At 68.4% G+C, this 7410-nt stretch carries 6 protein-coding genes; 5 read left to right on the plus strand and 1 reads right to left on the minus strand.

All coding sequences use genetic code 11. The features are described from left to right. Positions 1 to 245 precede the first annotated feature (245 nt). The 5 genes from WBP48_RS11985 to WBP48_RS12005 all read left to right on the plus strand — a co-directional run bounded on the left by WBP48_RS11985 (position 246) and on the right by WBP48_RS12005 (position 6195). Complete coding sequence (locus tag WBP48_RS11985) at positions 246 to 1529, plus strand: extracellular solute-binding protein (RefSeq protein WP_424440716.1); 1284 nt, start codon at positions 246 to 248, stop codon at positions 1527 to 1529. A gap of 93 nt (positions 1530 to 1622) precedes the next feature. Next, entirely contained in the window at positions 1623 to 2744 is a 1122-nt protein-coding gene (locus tag WBP48_RS11990) for a carbohydrate ABC transporter permease (RefSeq protein ID WP_424440718.1), read from the plus strand. Further along, on the plus strand, positions 2741 to 3643 hold the full coding sequence (locus WBP48_RS11995; protein ID WP_424440720.1) for a carbohydrate ABC transporter permease: 903 nt from the start codon (positions 2741 to 2743) through the stop codon (positions 3641 to 3643). Before WBP48_RS11990 ends, WBP48_RS11995 begins: the two co-directional genes overlap by 4 nt. 31 nt (positions 3644 to 3674) lie before the next feature. Next, positions 3675 to 5174: a GH1 family beta-glucosidase gene (locus WBP48_RS12000; RefSeq protein ID WP_424440722.1), complete on the plus strand. Its 1500-nt coding sequence runs from the start codon at positions 3675 to 3677 to the stop codon at positions 5172 to 5174. 7 nt (positions 5175 to 5181) lie between these two features. After that, entirely contained in the window at positions 5182 to 6195 is a 1014-nt protein-coding gene (locus WBP48_RS12005; RefSeq protein WP_424440724.1) for a LacI family DNA-binding transcriptional regulator, read from the plus strand. Between the two features lie 220 nt (positions 6196 to 6415). Here WBP48_RS12005 and WBP48_RS12010 read toward each other — a convergent pair whose 3' ends face one another. After that, positions 6416 to 7372: a phosphoribosylaminoimidazolesuccinocarboxamide synthase gene (locus tag WBP48_RS12010; protein WP_424440726.1), complete on the minus strand. Its 957-nt coding sequence runs from the start codon at positions 7370 to 7372 to the stop codon at positions 6416 to 6418. Positions 7373 to 7410: the final 38 nt, after the last annotated feature.

Genomic DNA, 7410 nt, shown 5'->3' on the forward strand with positions numbered 1-7410 from the left:
GCGTATGGCCGCTGCCCACGCGCCGCAGGCGGCCACAAGCGTCGGCTCGGCGGCAGTCGGGAAGCGAAACCGCCGCCCGACCGCAGCGTGACCGAACCGCAACCCGTCTGTGGGAGCGCTCCCTTGACTTCGTGGGAGCGCTCCCGTAGCGTCGTTGCTATCCGGTGAGAGCGCTCCCATCCGATTCGCTGAGGATTGCGGGAAACGCGTCCCACGCACCAGAACCCATCACAAAGGAGTGACACGTGAACACACGCGCACTGCGACGCATCGGCCTTGTTGCCGGCGTCGCATCCACCTCGGCACTCGTTCTGGCCGGCTGCGCCGGCGGCGGCAGCGGCGGCGGCACGACGGCCGACCCGAACGAGAAGGTCACGCTAACCGTCGCCACGTTCAACGACTTCGGCTACACCGACGAACTGCTCGCCGAGTACACCAAAGACCACCCGAACGTGAAGATCGTCCACAACAAGGCCGCCACGAGCAACGACGCGCGGGCGAACTACTTCCAGAAGCTCGGCAAGTCCGGCCTCGCCGATATCGAGGCCATCGAGATCGACTGGGTGCCCGAGGTCATGAAGTACGCCGACATGCTCACCCCGGTGCCCGACGATCTGAAGAACCGTTGGTTGGACTGGAAGGTCGAGGGGGCGACGGATGCCGACGGCAACCTCATCGGCTACGGCACCGACATCGGCCCCGAGGCCATCTGCTATCGGGCAGACCTTTTCGAGGCGGCGGGGCTCCCGACCGACCCGACCGAGGTCGCGACCCTCCTCGACGGCGACTGGGCGAACTATTTCACCGTCGGCGCGAAGTACTCCACCGCGACCGGCAAGGCGTTCTTCGATTCCGCCGGCGGCACCTACCAGGGCATGATCAACCAGGTCGAAGCCGCCTACGAGGACCCCGACACGGGTGACATCCTCGCGACGACCAACTCCGAGGTCGAGGACATCTACAACCAGGTGCTCGATGCCAGTGCGACGCAGTCCGCGCACCTCGGCCAGTGGGGCGACGACTGGTTCGCCGGCCTGTCGAACGGCGCGTTCGCGACGATGCTCTGCCCGGGCTGGATGCTCGGTGTCATCTCCGGCAATGCGGAGGGCGTCGACGGTTGGCGCATCGCCGACACGTTCCCCGGCGGCGGTGGCAACTGGGGCGGCTCGTACCTGACGATCCCCGCCAACGGTGCGCATGTCGCGGCCGCGCAGGAGCTCGCCGACTGGCTGACGAGCCCCGAGACGCAGATCAAGGCGTTCGAGAACGCCGGCACCTTCCCGAGCCAGACCGATGCGCTGACGGACGACACGTTGCTCGGCAGCACGAACGCGTTCTTCGGGGATGCGAAGGTCGGCGAGATCTTCTCGAATCGCGCCAACGCGGTCACGGTGTCGCCGTTCAAGGGCCAGTACTACTTCCAGATCAACGACGCGATGCAGCAGGCGCTGACCCGCGTCGAGGACGGTACGCAGGACAAGGCCACCTCGTGGAAGCAGTGGGTCTCCGAGGTCGAAGCGATCGGCTGAGCGGACGCCGTGGGGCCGGGCGCGTGCCCGGTCCCACGGTCCCGATTCTGTTCGCACTCCCGGATCGTTCGCATTCCTGGATCGAGGTATGAAGTGATCTCCGCAGCATCCGCGCCGGCATCCCGACGCATCGGGTTCGGCAGCAGGCTGAGCTCGTGGGACCTGAAGGTCTCGCCCTACCTGTACATCTCCCCGTTCTTCATCCTGTTCGTGATCGTCGGGCTCTTCCCGATCGGCTACACCGCGGTCATCTCATTCATGGACTGGGATCTCGTGCGCGGGTCGGGGGAGTTCATCGGCTTCGGCCAGTACGAGTGGATCCTCGCCAACCCGAAGTTCTGGATCGCGCTGCGAAACACGTTCAGCATCTTCCTGCTCTCGAGCGTCCCGCAGCTGATCGCCGCGGTGTTCATCGCCGCGATGCTCGACCAGAACATCCGCGCCAAGACGTTCTGGCGCATGGGAGTACTGCTGCCCTATGTCATGGCGCCGGTGGCCGTCGCGCTCATCTTCTCGAACATGTTCGGCGACCAGTACGGCATCGTGAACACGTGGCTCGGCGCCATCGGCATCGACGCCGTCAAATGGCACTCCAACGCCTTCGCGAGCCACATCGCGATCGCCACGATGGTGAACTTCCGCTGGACCGGCTACAACACCCTCATCCTGCTCGCCGCGATGCAAGCCATCCCGCGCGACTACTACGAAGCGGCGACGGTCGACGGGGCGGGCAAACTGCGCCAGTTCTTCTCCATCACGATGCCGAGCCTGCGCCCGACCCTCATCTTCGTCATCATCACCTCGACGATCGGGGGCCTGCAGATCTTCGACGAGCCGCGCATGTACGACCAGTTCGGCACCGGCGGAGCGAACTCGCAATGGTTGACGATCACCCTCTGGCTCTACAACATCGGATGGGGCGAATGGAACTTCGGCCGCGCGGCGGCGCTCGCGTGGATCCTGTTCATCATCATCCTCATCATCGGGCTCATCAACCTGCTCGTGACCCGCAGCCTCGTCCGCGACGAGGGCAGCAGGTCCACCCTGACCCGCGCGCAGCTGCGCTCGGCGAGACGCGACGCGAAGGCCGAAGTGGCCCGCAACCGCGCCGTCCACAACGCCGGCGGCAGTGCCAGCGCCGACGACCGGACCGCCGCCGCCACGGCGACCAACACCCACGGTTCTTCCGCCCACGACCACGAGGTGACCCGATGAGCGTTCTCGACGCCCGCCCCGTGGCAATCCACGACGACGACCCGATTCCCCAGAACAAGCGCCCCCGACACATCAAAGGCGCTCGCCCCGGATGGTTCGTCTACGGATGCTTGGGGATCGTGCTGCTGGCGAGCATCTTCCCGTTCTACTGGTCGCTGCTGATCGGCTCGGGCGACTCGTACACGATTCGCGACCCGAACATGTCGTGGCTCCCCGGCGGCAACTTCTTCAGCAACGCCGCGAAGGTGATCAATGACCCGGCGGTGAACTTCTGGATCGCGCTGTGGAACTCGATCGTCAGCTCGGCCCTCATCGCGCTGTCGGTCGTGTTCTTCTCCACGCTCGCCGGTTGGGCGTTCGCGAAGCTGCGCTTCAGGGGAGCGAACGTGCTGCTGGTGTTCGTCATCGCCACGATGGCCGTACCGATGCAGCTGGGCGTCGTGCCGCTGTACATCCTGTTCAGCGAGATCGGGTGGACGGGCAACCTCGGCGCCATCATCATCCCCGCCCTCGTCAGTGCGTTCGGCGTGTTCTGGATGACGCAGTACATCCGGCAGGCCGTTCCCGACGAACTCATCGAGGCCGCCCGGGTCGACGGGGCCACCTCGTTCCGCACGTTCCTCACGGTCGGTGTTCCCGCCGCGCGACCGGCCGCCGCGATGCTCGGCCTCTTCACTTTCGTGTCGGCGTGGAACAACTTCTTCTGGCCGTTCATCGTGCTCGACCGGCAGAGCCCCACCCTGCCGGTAGCGCTGTCGCTGCTGCAGTCCAACTACTTCGTCGACTACTCGATCGTGCTGGCAGGGGTGCTGCTGTCGACGATCCCGCTTCTCATCCTGTTCGTGTTCGCGGGCAAACAGCTCGTCAGCGGCATCATGCAGGGTGCGGTCAAGGGCTGAGCGCCCACACCCATCGAGAAAGGCCTCCACCATGACCGAGACCTCGCGACCCTTCCCCGAGGGGTTCCTCTTCGGGGCGGCCACGGCCGCGTACCAGATCGAGGGCGCCGCGTTCGAGGACGGGCGCACGGCATCCATCTGGGACGCCTTCAGCCGCGCGCCCGGTGCCGTCATCGGCGCCGACAACGGCGATATCGCCTGCGACCACTACCACCGCTACCGCGACGACATCGCGCTCATGAAGGACCTGGGCCTGGATACGTACCGCTTCTCGGTGTCGTGGTCGCGGGTGCGCCCCGACGGCGGCCCGGTCAACCAGAAGGGTCTCGACTTCTATCGGCGCCTCGTCGACGAGCTGCGCGACGCCGGCATCCTCCCCTGGCTCACGCTCTACCACTGGGATCTGCCGCAGACACTGCAGGACCGCGGCGGGTGGACCGTCCGCGAGACGAGCGACTTGTTCACGGAGTACGCGCTGTCGGTGCACGATGCGCTCGGCGACCGCGTGCAGCACTGGACGACCCTCAACGAGCCGTGGTGCTCGTCGTTCCTGAGCTACACCGCCGGCGTCCATGCCCCTGGCCATTTCTCGGTCACCGAGGGCCTGCTCGCGGCGCACCACCTGCTGCTCGGCCATGGTCAGGCGGTGCGCGAGCTGCGCGCGCGCGACGCGTCGCTCGATCTCGGCATCACGCTCAACCTCAACGTCGCCGATCCGGTCGATCCGACGAACGCCGCCGACCGTGACGCGGCCCGGCGCCTCGACGGCCAGTTCAACCGCTGGTTCCTCGACCCGATCTTCCGCGCGCAGTACCCCGCCGACATCGTTGCGGACATCAGAGAAGTGGATGCCGGGGCCATCGCCGCCCTCGAAGCGGCGACCCTGCCGGGCGATCCCGCAACGATCGCGCAGCCGCTGCAGGCGCTGGGCGTCAACTACTACCACGGCGAGTTCGTCGGCGGCGTGCCCGATCCGCATCCGCCGGCGCCGGGTGAGGCGCCGACCGACCGCGAGACCGCGTCGCCGTGGCCCTCGGGTGCCGGGATCTACTGGCACGAGCGGGGACTGCCGCGCACCAACATGGGCTGGGAGGTGCAGCCCGAGGGTCTCACCCGGCTGCTCGAGCGGGTGTGGAACGACTACGCGCGGTCTGCGGGAACAGCGCTCTACGTCACCGAGAACGGCGCCGCCTACGACGACGAGCTCGTCGTCGAGGACGGGGTCGCACGCGTCCACGATGCCGAGCGGGTCGCGTTCCTGGGGGCGCACCTGGGCGCGATCGCGGATGCCGTCGATGCCGGAGTCGACGTGCGCGGCTACTTCTACTGGTCGTTGCTCGACAACTTCGAATGGGCGTGGGGGTACGAGAAGCGCTTCGGCATCGTGCGGGTCGACTACGACACCCAGGAGCGGACACCGAAGGACAGTGCGCTGGAGTATCGTCGGGTCATCGCCGCCCGGGCGATCGACGTCCCGTCCGCCGCTCCTGCCGCTTCTGTCGCCGGCCCGGCACCGAGTTCTCCGAGGTAGACCGCCCGTGACCATCGACCCGCCGCGCACGGTCGCCACGATCGAGGAGGTCGCCGCGGCCGCCGGCGTCTCGCGCTCGACGGTGTCGCGCGTCGTGAACGGCTCGACGGCGGTGAGTCCGGGCGCCTTCGAGGCGGTGCAGCGCGCGATCGCGGAGTTGAACTACGTGCCCAATCGCGCCGCCCGTTCGCTCGCGAGTCGCGCGACGATGGCGATCGCGCTCGTCGTGCCCGAGGACACGACGCGGTTCTTCGGCGACCCGTTCTTCGCGTCGATCGTGTCGGGGATCAACGCGCGGCTCGGCCGCTCGGATCACGTGCTCAACCTGATCATCGCGAGCGACGACCCGCGCGACAAGACGACGACGTACGTGCGCAGCGGCGCCGTCGACGGGGCGATCGTGGTCTCGCACCACACGAGCGACACGTTCATCGACCGGATCGCCGCCGCCGTCCCCGTCGTCTACGGCGGTCGGCCGGTGCGCGAGCGGCAGCGCGCTTTCTACGTCGACGTCGACAATGTTGCGGGCGGTCGGGAGGCGACCCAGTACCTCGTGGGCCAGGGCTTTCGCCGCATCGGCAGCATCACCGGCCCGCTGACCATGCCGGCCGGGATCGACCGGTTGAGAGGATTCCGCGAGGCGCTCGCCGCCGCGGGTCTGACGGAGGTCGCCGTGGCCGACGGCAACTTCACCGCCGACGGCGGCTCGGCCGCAATGCAGCGGATACTCGATGGCGGGGACGTTCCCGACGCACTGTTCATCGCGAGCGATCTGATGGCTCGTGGCGCGCTCGCGGTGCTGGGTCGCGCCGGCATCCGCGTTCCCGACGACCTCGCGATCGTCGGCTTCGACGACTCCCCCGTCGCGACGACCGTCAACCCGCCGCTGACGACGATGCGCCAGCCCTCGCACCAGCAGGGCGAGGCGATGGCCGATGTCCTGCTGTCGCTGCTGGCGGGTCGCCAGCCCCCGCACGTCACGATCCTGCCGACCGAGCTGGTCCTGCGCGCTTCCGCCTGAGCCGGGTTGCGGTCGCGCGGCCTCGCCGTGCTCGCGCTTGCGCGCCCGGCCCCTGCGCGCCCCACTTCCCGCCGAGCCGCTACGAAACGACCGAGCCGCTACGAAACGACCGGGCGAAACGTAGCGGCTCGGGCGAAACGTAGCGGCTGGGTGGCATGCGGGAGCGACCGAGCACGGCAGGTCGGCGTTCCTGAGCGCCTGACCCGAGCGGTCGGCGGCGTCAGGCTGTGAGCTTCTCGAGCAGCTCGCGGTACTTCGCGGCGGTGCGGGCGACGATCTCGTCCGGCAGGGCCGGCGGTGTCCCGACGCCGTCCTCCCCACGCCCACTCGACGCATCGCTGGCGCGCTGCGCCGAGCCTCCGGGCGCGTGGGCCCAGTGCGCCGCGAGCCAGTCGCGCACGATCTGCTTGTCGAAGCTCGCCATGCGCTCGGCCGGGGTCGTGCCGGTCGCCCAGGCGGCGGCATCCCAGTACCGCGACGAATCGCTCGTCAGCACCTCGTCGGCCAGGGTGAGGATGCCGTCGGCATCCATCCCGAACTCGAACTTGGTGTCCGCCAGGATCAGTCCCTTCGCCTCGGCGGTCGTCGCCGCCCGGCGGTAGATCTCCAGCGACGCGTCGCGCAGCGCGGCGCCGCGCTCGGCCCCGACGATCTCGACCATGCGCTCGTACGAGATGTTCTCGTCGTGCTCGCCCATCGGCGCCTTGTAGGCCGGCGTGAAGATCGGCTCGGGCAGGCGGTCACCGTCGTGCAGCCCCGCAGGCAGGGGGATGCCGCAGACAGTGCCGCTGACCTGGTATTCCTTCCAGCCGGAACCGGTGAGATAGCCGCGGACGACGCACTCGATCGGGAGCATTTCGAGCTCGCGCACGATCATCGCGCGCCCCGCGACGGCATCCGGAATCTCCCCCGCAACGAGGTGGTTCGCAATGCGCCGGCGGCCGTCGGCCCCCGCGAGCTGGTCGAACCACCACAGGCTGAGCGCCGTCAGCAGCGTCCCCTTGCCCGGGATGCCGGGGCTCAGCACATGGTCGAACGCGCTCACCCGGTCGCTCGCGACGACGAGCATGCGGGCTGACGCGCCGGCGCCGCTGCCGTCGCCGGCCGGGCGGTAGAGGTCGCGTACCTTGCCCGAGTACACGTGGGTCCAGCCGGGGAGGTCCAAGGCATCCGTCACCCGTCCATTATCGCGGGCGCGCGGTATCGGTCAGGCTG

The organism is Microbacterium sp. (genome assembly GCF_049661145.1).
Classification (GTDB): Bacteria; Actinomycetota; Actinomycetes; order Actinomycetales; family Microbacteriaceae; genus Microbacterium.